Annotated in this window: 18 protein-coding genes; 9 read left to right on the plus strand and 9 right to left on the minus strand. The window is 45.8% G+C overall.

Annotated elements, in window-relative coordinates; genetic code table 11:
• Positions 1 to 6 precede the first annotated feature (6 nt).
• From KZP23_RS16545 to KZP23_RS16555, 3 genes are all read left to right on the plus strand, one after another.
• The gene (locus KZP23_RS16545) at positions 7 to 681 is read left to right on the plus strand and encodes an HNH endonuclease signature motif containing protein (protein WP_073094949.1); all 675 of its coding nucleotides are present in this window, start codon (positions 7 to 9) and stop codon (positions 679 to 681) included.
• Between the two features lie 820 nt (positions 682 to 1,501).
• Complete coding sequence (locus tag KZP23_RS16550; RefSeq protein WP_073094947.1) at positions 1,502 to 2,119, plus strand: hypothetical protein; 618 nt, start codon at positions 1,502 to 1,504, stop codon at positions 2,117 to 2,119.
• A gap of 628 nt (positions 2,120 to 2,747) precedes the next feature.
• On the plus strand, positions 2,748 to 3,170 hold the full coding sequence (locus KZP23_RS16555; protein WP_226332875.1) for a DUF6943 family protein: 423 nt from the start codon (positions 2,748 to 2,750) through the stop codon (positions 3,168 to 3,170).
• Between the two features lie 265 nt (positions 3,171 to 3,435).
• On the opposite strand, the gene KZP23_RS16560 is transcribed toward KZP23_RS16555, so the two are convergent.
• Genes KZP23_RS16560 through KZP23_RS16570 form a run of 3 tightly spaced genes read right to left on the minus strand, consistent with a single transcriptional unit; the run spans position 3,436 to position 4,855 of the window.
• Positions 3,436 to 3,666, minus strand: coding sequence for a hypothetical protein (locus tag KZP23_RS16560; RefSeq protein WP_073094943.1), 231 nt, complete (start codon positions 3,664 to 3,666; stop codon positions 3,436 to 3,438).
• Entirely contained in the window at positions 3,663 to 4,070 is a 408-nt protein-coding gene (locus KZP23_RS16565) for a DUF5675 family protein (protein ID WP_073094942.1), read from the minus strand. The genes KZP23_RS16560 and KZP23_RS16565 overlap by 4 nt, the downstream gene beginning before the upstream one ends.
• Positions 4,071 to 4,081: 11 nt before the next feature.
• Positions 4,082 to 4,855 carry a hypothetical protein gene (locus tag KZP23_RS16570; protein WP_073094941.1) on the minus strand — a complete coding sequence of 258 codons (774 nt, stop codon included), beginning with the start codon at positions 4,853 to 4,855 and terminating at the stop codon, positions 4,082 to 4,084.
• 191 nt (positions 4,856 to 5,046) lie between these two features.
• On the opposite strand from KZP23_RS16570, the gene KZP23_RS16575 reads away from it, so the two are divergent.
• The gene (locus tag KZP23_RS16575) at positions 5,047 to 5,247 is read left to right on the plus strand and encodes a hypothetical protein (RefSeq protein ID WP_226332877.1); all 201 of its coding nucleotides are present in this window, start codon (positions 5,047 to 5,049) and stop codon (positions 5,245 to 5,247) included.
• A 494-nt stretch (positions 5,248 to 5,741) separates the two neighbouring features.
• Positions 5,742 to 6,419, plus strand: a complete 678-nt coding sequence (locus KZP23_RS16580; RefSeq protein WP_226332878.1) for an SOS response-associated peptidase — start codon at positions 5,742 to 5,744, stop codon at positions 6,417 to 6,419.
• 16 nt (positions 6,420 to 6,435) lie between these two features.
• Here KZP23_RS16580 and KZP23_RS16585 read toward each other — a convergent pair whose 3' ends face one another.
• Complete coding sequence (locus tag KZP23_RS16585) at positions 6,436 to 7,251, minus strand: XRE family transcriptional regulator (protein ID WP_226332879.1); 816 nt, start codon at positions 7,249 to 7,251, stop codon at positions 6,436 to 6,438.
• Between the two features lie 70 nt (positions 7,252 to 7,321).
• Between KZP23_RS16585 and dinB the strand changes: the two genes are divergently transcribed.
• Together dinB and KZP23_RS16595 are read left to right on the plus strand one after the other, a co-directional pair.
• On the plus strand, positions 7,322 to 8,476 hold the full coding sequence (gene dinB, locus KZP23_RS16590) for a DNA polymerase IV (RefSeq protein WP_226332881.1): 1,155 nt from the start codon (positions 7,322 to 7,324) through the stop codon (positions 8,474 to 8,476).
• A 2-nt stretch (positions 8,477 to 8,478) separates the two neighbouring features.
• Positions 8,479 to 11,403, plus strand: a complete 2,925-nt coding sequence (locus KZP23_RS16595; RefSeq protein ID WP_226332882.1) for a DNA polymerase III subunit alpha — start codon at positions 8,479 to 8,481, stop codon at positions 11,401 to 11,403.
• A 16-nt stretch (positions 11,404 to 11,419) separates the two neighbouring features.
• Here KZP23_RS16595 and KZP23_RS16600 read toward each other — a convergent pair whose 3' ends face one another.
• From KZP23_RS16600 to KZP23_RS16615, 4 genes are all read right to left on the minus strand, one after another.
• The gene (locus tag KZP23_RS16600) at positions 11,420 to 12,307 is read right to left on the minus strand and encodes a WG repeat-containing protein (RefSeq protein ID WP_226332884.1); all 888 of its coding nucleotides are present in this window, start codon (positions 12,305 to 12,307) and stop codon (positions 11,420 to 11,422) included.
• 5 nt (positions 12,308 to 12,312) lie between these two features.
• Positions 12,313 to 12,660: a hypothetical protein gene (locus tag KZP23_RS16605; RefSeq protein ID WP_226332885.1), complete on the minus strand. Its 348-nt coding sequence runs from the start codon at positions 12,658 to 12,660 to the stop codon at positions 12,313 to 12,315.
• Positions 12,661 to 12,685: 25 nt separating this feature from the next.
• Positions 12,686 to 13,636 (minus strand): terpene synthase family protein, encoded by a 951-nt coding sequence (locus KZP23_RS16610; RefSeq protein WP_226332886.1) that lies wholly within the window; start codon positions 13,634 to 13,636, stop codon positions 12,686 to 12,688.
• Positions 13,637 to 13,820: 184 nt separating this feature from the next.
• A complete protein-coding gene (locus KZP23_RS16615) occupies positions 13,821 to 14,414 on the minus strand; it encodes a Crp/Fnr family transcriptional regulator (protein WP_226332887.1) in 594 nt (197 codons plus the stop codon).
• Between the two features lie 254 nt (positions 14,415 to 14,668).
• Between KZP23_RS16615 and KZP23_RS16620 the strand changes: the two genes are divergently transcribed.
• Both KZP23_RS16620 and KZP23_RS16625 read left to right on the plus strand, forming a co-directional pair.
• Positions 14,669 to 15,121 carry a MauE/DoxX family redox-associated membrane protein gene (locus tag KZP23_RS16620; protein WP_226332888.1) on the plus strand — a complete coding sequence of 151 codons (453 nt, stop codon included), beginning with the start codon at positions 14,669 to 14,671 and terminating at the stop codon, positions 15,119 to 15,121.
• A 339-nt stretch (positions 15,122 to 15,460) separates the two neighbouring features.
• Complete coding sequence (locus KZP23_RS16625) at positions 15,461 to 15,730, plus strand: hypothetical protein (protein WP_226332889.1); 270 nt, start codon at positions 15,461 to 15,463, stop codon at positions 15,728 to 15,730.
• Between the two features lie 108 nt (positions 15,731 to 15,838).
• On the opposite strand, the gene KZP23_RS16630 is transcribed toward KZP23_RS16625, so the two are convergent.
• Positions 15,839 to 17,194: a RagB/SusD family nutrient uptake outer membrane protein gene (locus KZP23_RS16630; RefSeq protein ID WP_226332891.1), complete on the minus strand. Its 1,356-nt coding sequence runs from the start codon at positions 17,192 to 17,194 to the stop codon at positions 15,839 to 15,841.
• Between the last annotated feature and the right edge of the window lie 353 nt (positions 17,195 to 17,547).

Raw genomic sequence — 17,547 nt, forward strand, 5'->3', positions numbered from 1 at the left:
TTCGTTATGACCAAAACTCGAAAATCCATACCCCAAAAAACTAAAGCTCTTTTACAACAAGAGATTAACTCCCAGTGTCCAATCTGTGATGATTCAAATGTTGACCATTTTGAAATTCATCACATTGACGAAAATCCTGAAAACAATGCTTCTGAAAACCTTTTGATGCTTTGCCCGATTTGCCATTCTAAGGTTACAAAAGGTGACATTGGTGAGGAGGAGGTGAGACAAATCAAGACCTATCTGATGATTAAGGCTAAAAGCAAATCCAATGCAAAGACATCAAATATCATCAATATCAAAGGCAATGTGGCTAATTCTACAGTGGCCAATTCGATCAGTGCACAGACAATTGTCTATAAATCCCGAAGCAAACCAAAGATGGAATTCGCTGATGGCGCCATTGGTAAAAAAGCGGAATTGAAAAACTATGTCAAGCATTTGATTGATCGATATAACGAATACAAGGAAGGCGATGTTGGCAAATCCAAAATGAATTATACTGCCATTTGGGGCATCATCAAAAAGGAATTCAAGGCAAGTGCTTATCAGATCCCCGAAACACAATTTGAGTCGTTATGTATATTCCTTCAAAAACGTATTGACAATACAAAACAAGGGAGGATCAATAGAGGGAAAGGACACAAAAATTACTCAAGGTTCGATGATATTTACGGGTGAACCTCCCCACACCCTTGTGCCTCCAGCCTGTTCGTTTCGCTTCGCTGCACTCACAAGCTTCCAGCACCGCACAGCAAGAGTAGCCCGTTACTCCGTTCCGTTGCACTGCACTCCATACCGTGCCACACTTGCCTTTCCCAACGCTCAAACCCCACGCAGGAAAAGCGGTGTTCGTCTTTCGCCCTCGGCAAAGCATCATGCCAGGCCATCACAGCCCATTTTCTGAAAGTGTTATTTTTTCTAAGGTCAGAAAATAAGCTATGCTGCCCTTCGGGTGGCTATCGCCAGCCTGTCATGCTGCTTGCAGCTCGGTTGTCATCCTCACGGCAGCCTACTCTGTCTGCTTTTGCCGCTTCTCTACACTCCGCTATCGCTTCGTTCCGCTTCAGCCGCAACACATCCACCGGCTGCCAGTGTTTTTGCTCGCCTGCGGGTCGCTGCGGGCTGCGGGACTGTCATGCTTTTTGCATCAACGCATGGTATCCAAACGCTAAGGCGATCGCTTATACCTGGCCAACGCACAAAGGCAAAAAATCACGCCAGCCCTTGTGTAGTTCCGCTCCATTCCGGGCTTTTGTCGAAAGTAAAAATACAAAAGCCCTGCATTCCACTCCACACATAGCCATCCCCCGCTGTTCGTTCCTCACAGCTTTCCGGTCTGGCACCCTTGCTCCACTCGCAGGACGGCTCGCGAAGCTTGTCTGTCGGGCTGCAACCCGCTCCGTTACACTTCGCTCATTGCATCCGCCAGTCAGCCGTTTTTTGGTTTTCCTGCGTTCCCGCACTAAATTAAATCCCACAGTTAACCATTGCCACAGGTATGAATTGTAGAGCAAGAAAAAGAAAGGAAGAGCTCAACCGAAAATTTTATATTCAACCCGTTAACTACTTGAAACTTCTTAATGGTCAACACAAACAAGGCTGTTGCGGGTCTTTGGATGATAAATACTACATCTTTTCATATAGACCCAGGGGAGATTATGACGCTCAATCGAAATATTTTTTTGTCGGTACTCATTGTGCCAACGAATTTCTTAATATTATCAAACATGACCCCCTTCCACTTTTTAATCCTTTGATACATGAACAGGGGAATCATGTACCCGGGGATGGGAATTCTTCCGCATCCAAAGACAAAGCACCAATTCATCCCTTCAATCGGGAGCTACTTACCGCAATTAATATGCTTTGTATTTCATGGGATATTATTCCAGAGTCAGGACTCGAAAGCATCATCAAATTCACCAATAATAAGTCAACTGATCCTAATCTCAATGGTATTGAGTGGTTTAATGGAATAGTAGGGAAGGATAGACATAAACGTTCCTTAAGAACAATGATAGACCAGCTCAGAGAGAACAATGAATTAAAGAATTTGAAGTTTGATGAATTGAACAACTACCTGAATGAAAGAAATATTGAAAATAACATCAATTAGAGCGGGTTCAAAATAACTAAAACATAAAGCAAAGTTACAGGCATGCGGATGTGAGAGCTTGCAAGGGTCCGCTTCGCCTGTTTCAAAAAAAATCTCCACCCTTCAGGTAGTATTTTTTTTCACAGCCCTTGCCGCAATCACACCGTTCCTGTGATGAAGGGCATTATGTTTAAGTTATTATTTAGAGTCCGTTGCGGCAGCCGGTGGTTGCTGGCGGGCGTTCGCACCTCAGGTCGTCCGTTCCATGCAGGCGTTCAGCATTGTGGTATCACAGATTATACGCTTCGCTTTCTATGGTTCGAGTTGTGCCTTTCAGAGCTTCCCTTTTAGGGGGGCTCTTTTTTTTTTCTGGTGTCGGACAAAGAAGAACAAAACAAAGAGTGCAGCTAAGTTAGGCGGGCCCCGCAAGGCCATCCCCAATCAGTACCGTCAAGGTCAAGCCCTACGGGTTTTTGAAAAAATCTCCACCCGCCAACTGGCGGGTAGTATTTTTCCAAAAAACCTTGACTGCCCTGTCCATGCCCACCTGACCAAAGGCTTTCTCTTTTCTTTTTTTTCCTTTTTTCTTTTCTCTTTTGAAATGTGTGCGAAGCGAAGCGCAGCGAGCAAAACTTTAAATGCTCATACTATGCACACTTTTCAGATCAAAACTTATCGAGAAGGCTTCACCAGCTCTAAACCTCATTTCTTCATTCTTTCCAAAGGGCTGAATGCGGGAAAGCCGCTCGAAACCCCTTGTCCCAATTGCTTCGCCATCACCACAGAATCGGAGGAGGCAAGGAACTTTTATTTCTGGCTCTCTTACGGTCTTTGGCAGGCACAGGCGTTCACGCCACACCTGACCGGTTCTGTTGTCCCATTCATCAGGATAGGTGACGCCAGGGGGGTATTGCTGGCAGGGCAGGAAAAAGCCATGAAAGACCGTAGGAAGTACCTAAAGTCATTGGCACTTCTTCAGGACTTTGAGCAGAAAGCCAAGATCCTGCAAAAGCAGGTAGAGCTTGTGAAACAGGTAAAGAGGGCCATTATGTTTCAGATACTTTTGGAATGAAAAAAGGCCCCACGAGAAGGCCTTTTCATTGAGAGGAACACAAACTTTCCCGACTTGCGGGAATTACATCACCTTCGGAGGTGGATGTTTTCTTTTGAACCATTGGAGTAACAACTTTAGCAGGATGGACACGGTAAAGCTCACTAACGCTCCGACAGCAGCTAATATGCAGGTATGGAGGATGTCCCCGGAATTTATGTTCGCCAAGACGCTTAGCAACGTGCCTCCAACAATTCCTGCTCTCGTGCCTCCTCCGCTTACCAGATTAGCCATCTTTCCTGTTCGCTTTTGCGCTATCCTCTACGGTCACCTGACTGACTGCAGTCAGTACGGCTCCACCTACTGTGAGGTAGCCGCCCAGGGCAATAATACCGGCCGGTAAACTGATCGGTGCAGCCAGCAATGCGCCACCAGCTGCCGCCAGTGAAAAACCTATCGTGCGGAGCACTCTGAAAAACTTTGGGGTTGGGGCTTTTGCCCTTTCTATGATCGTCATACGTTATTTGCTTTTTGAATAATAAGAAATACACTTTCGCCTCTTTCCATGGCCTCAAACACAAGTGTTTTCAACCTGGAATCGGCTACTCTGGATTGCGTCCCTTTACCTGGACCAGTCACCTTTGAAACCGGGGCTATACAGCCCTTCAGTTCCTTCAGGGCGTCATTGGCCGGGTGGAACAGGATTCCACTCCTGTTAGGGACGTTTTTCACCAGCAGGTGCCAACCCCGTTTGTCGGTATATCGCTTGACCAGCTCATACCTTCCTTCCGGGATGCAGGATACCATTCGCTGATTTTCCCTCCAGGGAAGCTCGATGGTGGAGCAGATTTGCTGCCCCCCATCGCATAGGCTACCGTTCGTTCCTTCCGGATGATGGTCTCTTCTCAGAATCAATTCCATCCGAACCAGAATTAGGTCTGTTGAGCGGCAGGAGCACCATCAATAGCCACCAACGCCAAGGCGTTGTAAGAACCATTTTTCAGCGGATAGAAGCTCCCATTCACTTCCTGATAGAACTCAACTCCAAAGGCTAGCAAAAGCGGTTTGGTGCTGTTTGCTGGCAACCCATTGGTCAGGTTTATGGCCACTTCGGCCTGTGGGCCAATCGCAATCTCACCGCTATCGGAAGTCACCAAAGTGAAATCATCCTCCTCAAAATCAATCTCCGCACCAGCAGAAACGAATTTCAGGTGCGTAGCACCCTGAGGAGCAGCGATGGTATTTTGGGGTACAAAGCCAGGCACATTGACCACAGCTTCACCTGTGGCCCTGTCAATGCTCGCATCGAAAGGCGCATACATGGTAGCTCCAAGGCGACCGTTTGCATTGAACTCAAAGCCCTTTAGAAGCTCCAGCTCGCCATCGAGAACATTCCGTTCTCCCCTGACACTGGTTGCATCCGCTTTGATGACCTTCACCATTTCCCTAGTCAGCCTGGAGGTCAATCGGCTGTCAGAGGTTCGCAGAAGAAGCGGCCTGAAGGCCGTTCTCAAAGTCCGTCCGGCTGCACCTGCACGGCCAAACTCAGCACCGTTTTCACGGGTTCTCTGAAAAGCCGGATCGTTCTGGATCCGGTCTTTGTCCACCCCGCCCTTTTCCCGGGCTAGGTAGCCATCTTTCGTTTTGTAAAAGGACATGTCACCGACCTTGCCCTTCAACTTGATAATCCCAGCTTGTCTTGCCATATCATTTTAAATTTTGATTCGTTGCTTCGTTGCAACTCTTCGAAAATCCGATAATTACGTAAGGCAGACAAAAGACTGGTTCCGGTTAGGAACATTGAATACCGTTTATTCCGATTGGTTCAAAATGAACTGCCAATGGCATTTCATATATTTACAGTATACAAAAGGCATAGATGAAGCATAGATAAAGTATGATCGAAACCAAAAGAGCCTGTATCTATCCAAAAGATGTACAGCGGATTACTGGTAAGAGTGAACGATACGGAAGGAAACTGTTGAAGAAGATCAGGGAGGAGCTCGCTAAAGACCCACACCAGTTTGTGAGTGTGGATGAGTTTTGCGAGTTCACCGGCCTTGCACCGGCCATTGTTGAGCGTTACATCACCGATTGATCTTGCCAGATGAAGGCAGTCAAACGGCACTAAAATCTATGACTCTTTGCCAATAAATTTTAGCACTTTTTGCCACGATTTGAACCCAAAACGTAGGCTTTTTTGTATATTTACAGAGGTTTCGGAGTTCACCAAATGCACTCAAACCAGTTCGAATAAATTGAGAACTGAACGGTGAACCCGCTGAAATTCGTTCTTGTAACTTACTGATACATAAAGATTTGCGTGGGGTGGTTGTAATCCTGCCACTATCCAATAGTAAAGCCAAACGATAGATCTCTTCCAATTGATCTTGATCAGGTTCTGCCTCTGTGAAAGTCCTGAAATTATGGCACAGGTTGATAAAGTGGGTATGATCGAAGTCAATGGGAACCATATTAGTTGAATTGAATGACAGGCCTTTACTAAATATACAAAAGGATTTTCCTTTGCTGATAGTACTAGGTGATTTTTATATAAATACTTATCTTTAATAGGACCATCATTTTTATGCTATGTGCTATCATGTTTCCCTTAATAAGGACATCAAGACGGTAGAAAAGGATTTTGATAAGAAGGTTGCGGAACCGGATCGTTTTCAAAGTGGCTATCATCTCAACGGATTTGCCCAGCCCTATCTTCCTGTGCTCAGTACCCACGATAAAAAGGCCATCCATATGTACCGGTGGAAACTGTTTCCCCATTGGGTGAAGGATGAATCTTCCTGGCGGGCCAATACCCTTAATGCCAAAGGAGAGGAACTGTTTGAAAAGGGGTCTTATAAGGCCTATTGGAAGAACAGGTGCTTGGTGATCTGCAATGGCTTCTTTGAACCTCACCATCCATACGGACAGAAGAAGGCACAGTCATATTACATCCGGCCCAAAGAAGGGGGGTACTTTACCTTAGGTGCGATCTATTCGGTATGGCATGATATTCCGACCTTTAGCATTATCACCGTACCGGCCAACCCCTTATTGGAGGAAATCCATAATGAGAAAAAAAGGATGCCGCTGGTGCTGGATGGTGATCAGGCGGAAGCCTGGTTGATAGAGGATCTCAATAAGGATGAAATGACTGACCTTATGGTCCCTTATCCAAATGACAGTAAAATGGAGGGATATCGGGTTATGGACGGTGTGACCAATTCCAGGTTGGATACCAATGTACCTGAAGTCCTTGAACCAATATAATCAACATGGCACCCTTTTATTTTTTATCGTTTGCCAACTGACATAGGGTTGCTTTAATTTCCCTGACATCCCTGCCCACCTGGTCCAAAGCGCTCAGTGGGTCAGGGATGTTTTCGGTAAAATAGCTATGGAATTTCCATACTTCCAACACATCCATTACGGCTACCTCATAGGGATCATAAATTGTATTCAGCGATTCCAAAAGCAGGCTTCGGTTTTCCTTGATGTGGTTAGTGACCAGCTTGAAGCTGATCCCTTCCTCTTTGGTCACCACGATACAGGGCATTTTTTCCTTGATGCTGCTCCAGTCCTGTACAAACTCCCCAATTACATATGCCCCTTCTGGTACGGGCAACATGGAATCCCCTTCGGTAGGGAACATGCGGTATTTCCTGTTGGGGTCCAGCTGTGGCAGGTTGAATACCGGCAGCTGGCTGATAAAGCCCGGATCACTATATCCTGCCAGGTAGCCAGCCTTTGCCTTTATGGGTACCAGTTCCACATTTTCCATATTATCGGGATTTACCGTGGTGGCCAAAATCCTGATGCTCCCACCTTTCAAATAGACATCGTTGCCTGCTTCCAGGTCCCTGATCCCCAATTCGGATAGCTCGGACAGGTCCACCTTGATCAGGGTGTCTATGCTCATCTTAAAAAAGTCTGCAAACATCACCATATCCACCATGGCCGGTGTCTTCACGGAGCCGTTTTCATGGGCATTTAATTTGGGACGGGAAATGTCCAACTTTTCGGCCAGCTCTATCTGGGTCATTCTCTTGCGTTTACGCAGGAATTTGATGTTGGAAGACCAAAAAAAGCTTTGATTTGACATATTGTTTTGTTATTATTTATAACACAATAATGATATAATTATTATCAAAACTACTAAATTGTTCGGACAAATGAAAAGGAATGTGGTGCATTTTGATCTGGACACCTTCTTTGTCAGTGTCGCCCGGCTGACAAACAGTGCCCTCAATAATAAGCCAGTGATCATCGGTGGCAACTCGGACCGCGGAGTGGTGGCCTCCTGCAGCTATGAAGCCCGCAAGTTCGGGGTGCACAGTGCCATGCCCATGAAACTGGCCCGTAGGTTATGCCCCGCTGCCGTCTACCTGCAAGGGGATATGGACAGCTATAGTTACCATAGCCGTGTGGTGACCGATATCATCCGTGAAGAGGTGCCCGTAATGGAAAAGGCCTCCATCGATGAATTCTACCTGGACCTGACAGGGATGGACCGCTTCTTTGGTTGCAGTAAGTTCACGGCAGAACTGAAAAAGAAGATTCTCCATGAGTCAGGTTTGCCCATCAGCTATGCCCTGGCCTCCAATAAACTGGTGAGCAAGGTGGCCACAGAGGATGCCAAGCCCAATGGACAGATGGAAATCCCCTTTGGATATGAAAAGGGCTATCTGGCACCGCTGGCCATTGAGCGGATGCCGGGGATCGGGCTGAAGACTTCTTCCTTGTTAAGAAGGATGGGGGTGGAGACCATCAAGCTGCTTTCCGAAATCCCCGAGCCCATGATGCAGAACCTGCTGGGGAAAAACGGTATCAGCCTTTCGCGCAAGGCCAATGGCAAGGATGATACCCCGGTCATTCCCTATACCGAACAAAAAAGTATCGGCAAGGAAGAGACCTTTGAAAATGATACGATCAATATGGCCTTTCTGAACGGTGAACTGGTACGGCTGACCGAAAGGGTGGCCTTCAGCCTGCGGAGCCAGCGAAGGCTATGTGGCTGTATTACGGTGAAGCTGCGCTATGCCAATTTCGATACGGTAAGCAGGCAGGCCATATTGCCCTATACTTCCAATGACGATGTCTTGCTGAACAAGGCCAAGGAGCTATTTGCCAAGCTCTATGATAGAAGGATGCTGGTCAGGCTGATAGGGGTCAAGGTCAGCCATCTGGTAGGAGGTTTCCAACAGATCAACCTTTTCGAGGATACCGAGGAGTATGTGCGCCTTTATCAGGCCATGGATGCCATCAGGGGGAAATATGGCTCACAGGCGGTAAGGAGGGCAGTGGGTATGAACACAGGAAGGAGATAAAAATGTATCTGAACTGTAAGACTTACTTCAGCTACCGGTATGGGACCATCGGTACCCAGGAACTGGTGGACATGGCCAAGGCCAAAAAGGTGAAAGCACTGGCACTGACCAATATCAATAGCACGGCGGATGCCTGGGACTTTGTGGAGTTTTGCGGGAAAGCCCAGATCAAGCCCATAGTGGGGGCAGAGATCAGGAATGGCCAGAAGATGCTGTATATCCTGTTGGCCAAGAATGATGCAGGGCTGATGCATATCAACCGTTTTATAAGCCTGCACTTGATGGAAAAGCAGGACTTTCCAAGGATGCCAGATTTAAAAGAAGTATGGGTGATCTATCCCTTTGGTTCTAGACAGGTGGCCGAATTGGGAGAGAATGAACTGATGGGGATTCGGATCTCCCAATTGATCAAACTGTATAAGCAGGCACCCGAAAAGCATCCTGAAAAGTGGGTGGTATGGCAGCCAGTTACCTTTCAGAACAGGACATATTTTAATTTGCACAAAATCCTGCGGGCCATAGACCTGAATACTTTGCTCACCAAGCTTGGTCCCGGGGATCTGGCAGGAGAGGAAGAATACTTTGGCAATAAGCTGGAGCTCTGGAATGCCTATGCAGAATACCCCTTTATCCTCAAGCAGACCCTAAAGGTCATGGACAGTTGCGCTATAAGCATGGAATTGTATTCGGATAAGAACAAAAAGTACTTTAGCTCCTCCAAAGAGGACGACCGTATCCTTTTGGAAAAGCTGGCCCTCGAAGGGATGAAGGTGCGCTATGGAGAAGGAAACGCCCTGGCACTGGAAAGGGTAAAGAAAGAACTGCGGATCATCCATGAGCTGAACTTCAATGCTTACTTCCTGATCGTCCTCGATGTGGTGCGATACGCCCAAAGCAGGGGCTTCTTCTATGTGGGCAGGGGCTCGGGTGCCAATTCCATCGTGGCCTATTGCCTGAAGATCACCGATGTGGACCCTATCAAGCTGGACCTGTATTTTGAGCGGTTCCTGAATCCCCATCGTACCTCACCGCCTGACTTTGATATGGACTTCAGCTGGCAGGACCGGGATGAGGTGATCGACTATATCTTTAAGCGCTATGGCAGGGAACATGTGGCCCTACTGGGGATGTACTCAACCTTCCAGGGTAAGGCCATTATCAGGGAACTGGGGAAGGTGTTCGGCCTGCCCAAGCCGGAAATAGACCAACTGGTACGCCATAGGAAAGATGCCAGTCCACCCGAGGATAAGATCCAGCGGGCCATACTAAAATACGGGGCATTGATGCAGGACTTTCCCAATTACCAAAGTATCCATCCGGGAGGGATGCTGATCAGTGAAGCGCCCATCTACCAGTACACGGCCATGGAACGGCCTCCCAAGGGCTTTAATACCGCACAGGTGGATATGTTCCTGGCCGAAAAGATCGGCTTGTTCAAACTGGATATCCTGAGCCAAAGGGGACTGGCCCATATCAAGGATACGGTAGGCCTGATCAAGGAAAACAGGGGAGTGGAAGTGGATATCCGGAAGGTGGAGGAATTCTTCAATGACCCCAAAGTGGCCGATCAGATCAGGAGGGCAGACACTATCGGTTGCTTTTATATCGAAAGCCCTGCCATGCGGCAATTGCTCACCAAGCTACGCTGTGATGATTACCTGACCTTGGTGGCGGCCAGCTCCATTATCCGGCCGGGGGTGTCCCAGTCTGGCATGATGAAACAGTATATCGAACGCTTCCATCATCCAGACAATATTCCCTACCTGCATCCCAAAATGAAGGAGCTGCTGGAGGAAACCTATGGGGTGATGGTTTACCAGGAGGACGTGATCAAGGTGGCCCACCATTTTGCGGGACTGGATATGGGCGAGGCGGATATCCTCCGCAGGGCCATGTCGGGCAAGTACCGATCCCATAACCGCTTTAAACTGATAGAGGAAAAGTTCTTTGCCAACTGCAAGGAAAAGGGCTATCCCGATGAGATCAGTAGGGAGGTATGGAGACAGATGGAATCCTTTGGGGGCTATTCCTTTTCCAAGGCCCATTCGGCCTCCTTTGCCGTGGAAAGCTACCAGAGCCTTTTTTTAAAGACCTATTATCCCATGGAGTTTATGGTGGCCGTGATCAATAATTTTGGGGGCTTTTACAGTACACGGTTTTACTTCCATGAACTGAAGAAGGCAGGGGCGAGGGTCTTTCCCCCATGTGTGAACGAGGGACAGTACCTGACCTCCATCAGGGGAGATGTGGTCATCGTGGGCTTCGTGCATATCCAGAACCTGGAGAAGAAAACTGTAGCACGCATACTGGAAGTAAGGAAAAAGCATGGGGCTTATACTGGGTTGATAGACTTTATCGAGCGTACAAAGGTAGATGTCGAGCAGCTCAATATACTGATCAGGGTAGGAGCGCTGCGGTTTACGGGCATGGAGAAAAAGGAACTGCTCTGGCATGCCAATTTCAAGCATAAACGGATGGAGAAAGCGCCGAGCAGTGAGGCGATCTTTGCGGAGGAGCCTATCGACTTTAGCTTGCCACAGTTTCCCAAGAAGCCCCTGGAAGATGCCTATGATGAGATCGAGCTGATTGGTTTTTCCCTGGATGATCCCTTTATGCTGGTGGACGATGACAGACAAGGACTTTCCTATGTCAAAGAAATGCCCCAACTCGTGGGCAAGCAGGTATGTATGCTGGGCAGGATCGTGACCACCAAACCCGTGAGGACGGTACGTGGTGACTATATGGCCTTTGGGACCTTTCTGGATGAAAGGGGAGACTGGCTGGATACGGTGCATTTCCCTCAGGTATTAAAAAAATACCCGCTGAACTCAGGGGGATTTTATAGGCTTTATGGCAAGGTGGTAGAGGAGTTTGGTGTTTACGCCCTTGAGGTAAGTGCCTTGAGGAATGTGGGATTGCGGAAGTAATCCTTCCATTAGGGGTTTAAAAACCACCTTCTTCATCAAACAAAAACCGAAAATTACCACCTTCATCAATCAGTCCATCGCGGATAATTGTCCTGCCATTTTCAAAAGTGCTTGTTCGGGCAAGCATAAGACCATTTCGATAGTCTTTTAGGAGGTCGTAGTTGAAGTCAAGGATAACTTGACCATTTATATCAATAAGACCATAACGTCCTTCTTTTCTAACAATAGCCTTACCAGTATCCATTAATTGCCTGAGCGTCGGAGAAATCTTTTCGGTCTCATAGTGAAGGGGGATTTCAAAGTTAAATTTATCAAGATAGCTATACACTGAATCATAGGATGCTACAGTCCTCCCATTTTTATCGATCAATAAGATGGGGCTGTTGACCTGTTTTCGGACCAGGGCATGTCCTTTATAAAAGGGCGTTGCATAGGTGTATTCTGCAGGGATGACCAGTTCATTGGATGGGTTGATATAGCCTCGTTTCCCTTTGTTGTTGGTGACACGGGCCAAACCGCATGAAAAACGTGTTGGCTGTGCATGGTAGCTAAATGGAATGACGGTTTTACCTTCTTTATCAATAAATCCCCATTGGTGATCCTTGTTTTGGACGGAAGCAAGTCCTTCATAAAAACTCCCTGCATTTGGGAATTGAGGGGCTATTATGACATTCATGGATTTGTCCATATAGCCGAACAAATGGTCTGGACTTTTGATGGTGGCTAGCCCTTCTGAAAATGGAAACATCCCCGAATCCTTTCCGAGAATACTGGACCACCTGAACAGGCCTTTTTCTGCATTGGGGAACATGGTCAGGTAATCACCTTTGGTCAAGGTATCGATCGGTTGACCTGGAAAATCAAAATATAGGTAGGATAAGTTGGCACGGCCATCTCTATTCAATTGGGCTATTCCACCATTTTACTCCATTCCCATAATTCCCTTATTTCCAGTATGGTCTTGTTGGTTTTGGTATCCTTGATCAAATAGTTGTCTTCATAGGTTTCCAAATAATAGCCCTTAATAATCTGAAAGGGGATTGTATTGAATAATTGTGGATTCCAGTTTATTACATGGAAACTGGAAGGGTTTTCTATATTATACAAATGAATGGAAGTGTTGTTCTTGAGGGCTATATAGTCGCCATCGAAAGGCAGGTATTTCTTGTAGGAAATTTCTATCTGGCCTTCAAGTCGCGTTTGGGCCATTAATAAGATAGGACATAAGCTTAATAGTAATGATAATAGTCTTTTCATCTTTGCGGTAGTTTAATAAGTGGACTCACTCTGAATTATTTTTATACCTCCTCGTATCTTTCCGTACCCATATTTCCATGCCTTGTAGCATGGCATAGATGGCTTTTATGAGCCTTATCTTTTCTTGCAGGTGGGTGTTTCCCAATAAGGGAAAGGTCCGATGTTGGTTGACATATATTTGCTGTAGAAAATCCAATCGTTCTTTAATCCGTTTGATGGATTCCTCTAAAGGGATATGGTACTGCATTTCCTTTAGTAAGACCAGGTTATGGAAGTCACCATCTCGTTTTTCCTTTTCAAAGGAGGATAGGTCATTGGAGAAACAAATGATTTCCGTGATAGTCTGGTAGAGTGGTTCCAGTTTGGGATGATGGAAGACCTGTGGAGATTGTTTATTGGATTGAAGATAGCCCAGCAGTTCTATGGCTATGCCAGCCCCTGAGCAATGCTTCAACTGGTGGACATATTTGATAATGGTCGGTGGTTTATTTTTTTGGAGGTTCTTTGCCTCCCATAGACCTGCTTTAAGGAATTTCCTAATGAACTGGCTGAGCTGAATGCCCAAGCCAATTTTTCGAGCCCTGTCCCTGAACCACCCCCAGTGGATTTCCCAAAACAACTTGCCTATGGCATCATTATAATAAGCATGGATTCCCCTGTGGATATGGTCGTATTTTTTGATGAGCTCCTTCCAGAACTTTATTCTTGTTTGTCCTTTTAATTGATCGGCACGGTCATCAAGGCAAAACAGGACCAGGAACAATTTGGAAATCTGAAGCATTTCCTGTTTGTCTGCATTGGGAAATAGCCTCGCGGCAAATTTGTTCAGCTGCTGGTCATGGGTTTTCTTTCTTTCCTCATCATTTAGAAAAAAAATATGGGTTGCTGCCCATTCCCTGCAAAGTTGGTCTGCCACTTTAAAATGTGGATTGAGTTTTGAGCACTGCTCCTCCTCGTACAGCTTTTCCTGCTTCATGACAAAAAAGAATTATAATTACCTTTAATAAACGGTTGCCCCTGCTAGCACTTTGAAAAATGGAGCCGTCATCAGGGAAGTAAACTAAATGTTCATGTGCTATGGAAGCAAATTATCAGTGGATAAGAATGGTTATTTTGCTAAAATGCTGTCCTGTGATGGACTTCTGAAAATGGATGTGTGCTTAGGATTTTATATTTAACCTTTTTAATGTTCGATCGATAGTGGAGACGGAACATTTGAACTTAAAGGCCAAATCTTTCATGGTCAAATCATTTTTTTCCTCCCGGAAACATTTGTGCATTATTTCAAGCCCTTTTTCTACCGGAAGGTTGGTGAGGTGTGACCAGGTGGTGTAATCATCCAAAATATACCGGTTGATCGAGGTGGACAATGGGCTGATTTCCGGAAACTTATCCAATAGTTCTTTCTCTGCCAAGCAACTGAGCTCTAGGACCGTGCAGTAAGTGATGGCCTTAATGGCATAAGGGGAATGGCTCTGATTGAAATAACTCATCAGATCGCTGGCTATTTTTCCTTTCCTGAATACCGTAACCCGGTAATCCATGCCTTTGGGTGAAGGATATAACATGGCCAGTTTGCCCCTGTAAACATAGCGCGCATTTTTCTCCACCTCATCAAAGGGTTTTAGGATAGTACCCTTTGGATAGCTTTTTTTGACCAGGTAGGGGGCAATATGCTCATACACGGATAAATCCAATTGATGAAAACTATCAAACTCCTTTTTCAATTCTTCAGCGCTTAAAAATCTGTTCATTCTTACTTAATACATATGTACCCCCCAAGTGGGAGGTTAAAAAGATCATACCTTAATTGTCTGTAAACATAAGTAAATGAGCTTATTGTGTCAATGTTCTTTGTGATGAATGGTAGGTGTCACATGCTTTTTTTCGTTTTTCTATCCTGTGAAAGGTTTTTGATAAAAAGTACAAATGATTATTTGATTTATTTTATTTGTCGGTTTGGTGTTTATAGTTTCATCATAGGAATCACGCAAATGAGCTCATAACAATGGTGTCGAACGTCAAGAATAAATATGGATTATCAACAGGTATGGCCTACAGTTTGGCATTCCTATATACCTATACGGCCATCAGTAAATGGTACGATTGGCAAGCGACAGAACTGGCCTTGTATAACCAGGTATTCCCTGAGTGGCTGGGCACTATCCTGCTCTATTCCCTGCCCCCTGCAGAGCTGGCACTGGCCATCCTGCTGGTCGGAAAGAGGACGGTAGGCCCGGCCCTTTGGTTAAGCCTTGGACTGTTGACGGTATTTACCGGGTATATCTTCCTTGTATTGATAGGTGTTTTTAATAGGGTGCCCTGCAGTTGTGGCGGAGTACTCAGTGCCCTTGGATGGGAGGAACACCTGGTGTTTAATTTGACATTTATTGTTATCAACCTTATAGGGTTATATAATATTCGTCCGTTCAAGAAGCGCCAAGCCATTGTAGGAAATTAGTTGGCAATGGGATTAAGCTGTTGTATTCAAGTCAAGAAGGAGGCATTGCAAATGCCTATTATTTATGGGTACAAATTGCAAATCTGTACCAGCAAGGATAAAGCATTTATGGGAGATAAGTGTTCCATGGAAATAGTTACTGAGAACATCTCCTTGAGGTTGGAATTGAGATTTTCATAAACAAAAAGCAGAAAAAGATTTTGTACGGCCAGTGAAGGTACAAGGTACTTTCCTGGCACCGGTAGGGGAGAAAACCGGACGCTCCTCTCAAAAGATTGTCAAGCATAACAGAACGATCGAAGCGCCCGGATCCATTTGTAATAATTAAACCATAAAACTATGAAAAATAGTGTGTTAAATTTAGTAAAGGGCGGGGTTTTTCTCCTCGCCATGATAGCAGCTTTCGCTTTTACGACTCCGACCAATGTTCAGGAAGGGTTCGGGGCGGAGAGAAATGAGGATGGTGATATTGTGGCATGGCATGATGTCAGTCAATTAAGTTCTTCGGAATATGAATGTAATGCATCGGAGTATGATTGCATTTATACAGAGGAAGATGAGAATTCAACGGCTCTTGAGCCAGGTACCTTTGAATTGACCAATCCTTAATGGATAGTAGGTAAGGGGCTGTCAAAGTTTTTGCAGCCCCTTTTTTTAATTGAGGATTTAATCCTGTCCAATTTTTTACCTTGATTTTTTTTCAATCCCCTAAGTTCCTTACCTTTCATTTTGTACTATTCCACTGACATTGATCTCATCAGGGGGGATGGGCAATACATACCGTTTTGACCCAGGCTCCAACTGGTAGGATTGACCATTTACTGTCCTTTCGATGGCTTTGGCAAATTCAGGTGCTTTGTTGAGACGTTTTAAATCCGCCCACCGGGTACCCCGACATAGGAGCTCTTTTTTTCTTTCTGTCAATAGGTTGGCCAAAAGGACATCACCCTCCCCGGTAATTCCTTCATAGGTGCCGGATAAAAAGCGGTGTTCCAATAGCCTGTCCATTGTTTCTTTTGCCCCATCGGAATCACCGATTCTGGCGAGGCATTCGGATTTGTTGAGAAACAGCTCATCAGTGGCAAGGCCGCAGAAATAGGTGACAGTTCCTGTGTAGGTTCCCTTGAAGTCCATTCCGAAACTGTTTTCCTGGAAAAAGGCCAGTTTTCTAAGATCATTTTCCTCATAACTCCCATAGATTTCAGGGCTGACAACTGTATTGCTGTTACGGATAAACCCATGACTGATCATTTCACTATGAAAAATAACCTCGTTGTTAAATTGCTCAAAAGGATAGGTGGCTTCAAGATCAAGATCATTGAAATCCAATAGGTCATCTTCAATGGATAGGGCTGTTTCCGCATAATTAAGGGCATTGGGATAATCTCCCATGGACAGGTACACTCGTGAGAGCAGGGCATGGGCAGCCCATTGGCTGGGCCTGCTTTTGTAATCGGGCATCTGCGGTAATAGGGTTACAGATTCCTTTAGGTCTTCTATGACCTTTTCATAGGAATCTGCCAAACTGGCCCTAGGTGCATCTTGGTTTATATCTGGACTTAAGCGTAATGGAATGCCCAAAGCCCCATCGTTTTGGCCGGGGACATAGGCAGGTGAAAATAGGCTGAGCAGGTTATAAAAGGCATTGGCACGGTAAAACAGGGCCCTTCCCCTTACCTGGTCATGGCCTTCGGGATCATCCTCCCTGGAAAGAGCTTTCAGACCGTCCAATACCACATTGGCATAGAAGACCTGCTGGTAGAACACGGTCCATTCAAAACCGTAATTTTCGAATATACTTTGGTTCCATAGGTAAGTGTTCTGCTCTACAGTTGAATAGGAACCAAAACCGTTGTCATTGGTGAGCAGTTCGTCACCGCTCAACAGGCTAAGTCCCGGGCCATCATTCATACCTCTTCTTGAAGCATCCAGAAGTTTCTGAAGGTCCTCCAGGCTTTCTGGGACCACAATGCTTTTTTCGGGTTTTTCATCTAGAAAGCCCTCACAAGAGCTTAACAAGTGCACGATGCTGATGATCATGATGGTGAGTATGGGTTTGAGTATATGTTTCATTTTTTTGTATTTAGTCGTTAGTATTGAGTCTCGAGATTGGTTTATGGTAGCGAGGTTGTATGGTCTCCGTCATTGCTTCTCCCGGTGAGCCGGGAGAAGCAATCTCGTATTTTCCCCTTCCTCCTGCCCTACAGGCTGGCTACTCGCTAAAAACAGTCACCGACTGTTTTCTTTACGCTTGTCCCTCCCCTAAATCCCCCTTGAGGGGGACTTCTTGATATCGTAACCAAAATCGGTTCTTCCCCCTTCAGGGGGAGGTTAGGTGGGGGGAAATTCTTTCTTATTTTCTCTTTTTTCCAACTTGCTACTGCCATCTAGCTACTTGATACTAAAGAAGAGTCCCGGTTTCCCGT

Origin of the sequence: Echinicola marina (assembly GCF_020463795.1) — a bacterium.
Lineage (GTDB): Bacteria > Bacteroidota > Bacteroidia > Cytophagales > Cyclobacteriaceae > Echinicola > Echinicola marina.

Bases quoted from the DNA above. Each gene is read 5' to 3' on its own strand.
- KZP23_RS16585 (WP_226332879.1), bottom strand. From the start codon at position 7,251: ATGTCAAATCAAAGCTTTTTTTGGTCTTCCAACATCAAATTCCTGCGT.
- KZP23_RS16565 (WP_073094942.1), bottom strand. From the start codon at position 4,070: ATGGAATTGATTCTGAGAAGAGACCATCATCCGGAAGGAACGAACGGT.
- KZP23_RS16575 (WP_226332877.1), top strand. From the start codon at position 5,047: ATGATCGAAACCAAAAGAGCCTGTATCTATCCAAAAGATGTACAGCGG.
- KZP23_RS16570 (WP_073094941.1), bottom strand. From the start codon at position 4,855: ATGGCAAGACAAGCTGGGATTATCAAGTTGAAGGGCAAGGTCGGTGAC.
- dinB (WP_226332881.1), top strand. From the start codon at position 7,322: ATGAAAAGGAATGTGGTGCATTTTGATCTGGACACCTTCTTTGTCAGT.
- KZP23_RS16550 (WP_073094947.1), top strand. From the start codon at position 1,502: ATGAATTGTAGAGCAAGAAAAAGAAAGGAAGAGCTCAACCGAAAATTT.
- KZP23_RS16625 (WP_226332889.1), top strand. From the start codon at position 15,461: ATGAAAAATAGTGTGTTAAATTTAGTAAAGGGCGGGGTTTTTCTCCTC.
- KZP23_RS16560 (WP_073094943.1), bottom strand. From the start codon at position 3,666: ATGACGATCATAGAAAGGGCAAAAGCCCCAACCCCAAAGTTTTTCAGA.
- KZP23_RS16615 (WP_226332887.1), bottom strand. From the start codon at position 14,414: ATGAACAGATTTTTAAGCGCTGAAGAATTGAAAAAGGAGTTTGATAGT.
- KZP23_RS16555 (WP_226332875.1), top strand. From the start codon at position 2,748: ATGCACACTTTTCAGATCAAAACTTATCGAGAAGGCTTCACCAGCTCT.
- KZP23_RS16605 (WP_226332885.1), bottom strand. From the start codon at position 12,660: ATGAAAAGACTATTATCATTACTATTAAGCTTATGTCCTATCTTATTA.
- KZP23_RS16620 (WP_226332888.1), top strand. From the start codon at position 14,669: ATGGTGTCGAACGTCAAGAATAAATATGGATTATCAACAGGTATGGCC.
- KZP23_RS16610 (WP_226332886.1), bottom strand. From the start codon at position 13,636: ATGAAGCAGGAAAAGCTGTACGAGGAGGAGCAGTGCTCAAAACTCAAT.
- KZP23_RS16545 (WP_073094949.1), top strand. From the start codon at position 7: ATGACCAAAACTCGAAAATCCATACCCCAAAAAACTAAAGCTCTTTTA.
- KZP23_RS16595 (WP_226332882.1), top strand. From the start codon at position 8,479: ATGTATCTGAACTGTAAGACTTACTTCAGCTACCGGTATGGGACCATC.
- KZP23_RS16580 (WP_226332878.1), top strand. From the start codon at position 5,742: ATGTGCTATCATGTTTCCCTTAATAAGGACATCAAGACGGTAGAAAAG.
- KZP23_RS16630 (WP_226332891.1), bottom strand. From the start codon at position 17,194: ATGAAACATATACTCAAACCCATACTCACCATCATGATCATCAGCATC.